The 1022-nt window shown below is 65.9% G+C and carries 2 protein-coding genes; both read left to right on the plus strand.

Annotated elements, in window-relative coordinates; translation table 11 throughout:
* A partial coding sequence (locus tag EN939_RS35550; RefSeq protein ID WP_127271986.1) for a precorrin-2 C(20)-methyltransferase occupies positions 1-716 on the plus strand: 716 nt, incomplete at its 5' end.
* Positions 713-1022, plus strand: a 310-nt coding sequence (locus EN939_RS35555; protein ID WP_245473301.1) for an SAM-dependent methyltransferase, incomplete at its 3' end; no start/stop codon positions are given. The genes EN939_RS35550 and EN939_RS35555, both read left to right, overlap by 4 nt.

The following is a 1022-nucleotide window of genomic DNA, read 5'->3' on the forward strand; positions in this document are numbered from 1 at the left end:
GTCCCGGCGACCCCGAACTGCTGACCCTGAAAGCCGCGCGGGCCTTGGCGGAAGCCGATGTCGTGGCCTATTTCGCCAAGCGCGGCAACAACAGCAATGCGCGCGCCATCGTCGAAGCGCAGTTCCGGCCTGAAATGACGGAATTGCCGCTGCTCTATCCCGTCACCACCGAAATCGACAAGGATCACGACGACTACCGCTCGCAGATCACGACTTTCTACGAGGAGTCCGCCGAGAAGGTCGCCGAGCACCTCCAGGCAGGCAAGATGGTTGCGGTGCTGTCCGAGGGCGACCCGCTTTTCTACGGCTCCTACATGCATCTGCATGTGCGCCTCGCCCATCGCTTCCCCACCGAAGTCATTCCCGGCGTAACCGCTATGTCCGGCTGCTGGTCGCAGACTGGTATCCCGATCGTCCAGGGCGATGACGTGCTGACCGTGCTGCCCGGCACGATGAGCGAGTTCGAGCTGACGCGCCGGCTGGCTGACACCGATGCCGCCGTCATCATGAAGGTCGGCCGTAACCTGCCAACGATCAGGCGGGCGCTGGAGGCTACGGCCAAGCTGTCGCGCGCCGTCTATGTCGAGCGCGGCACCATGGCCGGCAGCGTGTCGATGAAGCTGGCCGACAAGCCGGACGACAAGGCGCCCTATTTCGCCATCGTGCTGGTCGCCGGCTGGTCCGGCCGCCCCGGCGCCGTGGGAGCGCAGGCATGAGCGGCCGTCTCACTGTCATCGGCCTTGGGCCCGGCAATGCCGATCAAGTCACTCCGGAAGCCAGCCGCGCCGTCGCCGAGGCGAAATTCTTTTACGGCTACAAACCGTATCTCGACCGGCTGGAATTGCGCCCGGAACAGACCCGCGTCGCTTCCGACAATCGCGAGGAACTCGCCCGCTCCAAGGACGCACTGATCAAAGCCGCCGAGGGCCACGACGTCGCGGTGGTTTCCGGTGGCGACCCCGGCGTGTTCGCCATGGCGGCGGCCGTCTGCGAGGCGATCGAGGCCGGCCCGGCCGAATTGC

The organism is Mesorhizobium sp. M7A.F.Ca.CA.002.05.1.1, from assembly GCF_003998335.1.
GTDB lineage: Bacteria > Pseudomonadota > Alphaproteobacteria > Rhizobiales > Rhizobiaceae > Mesorhizobium.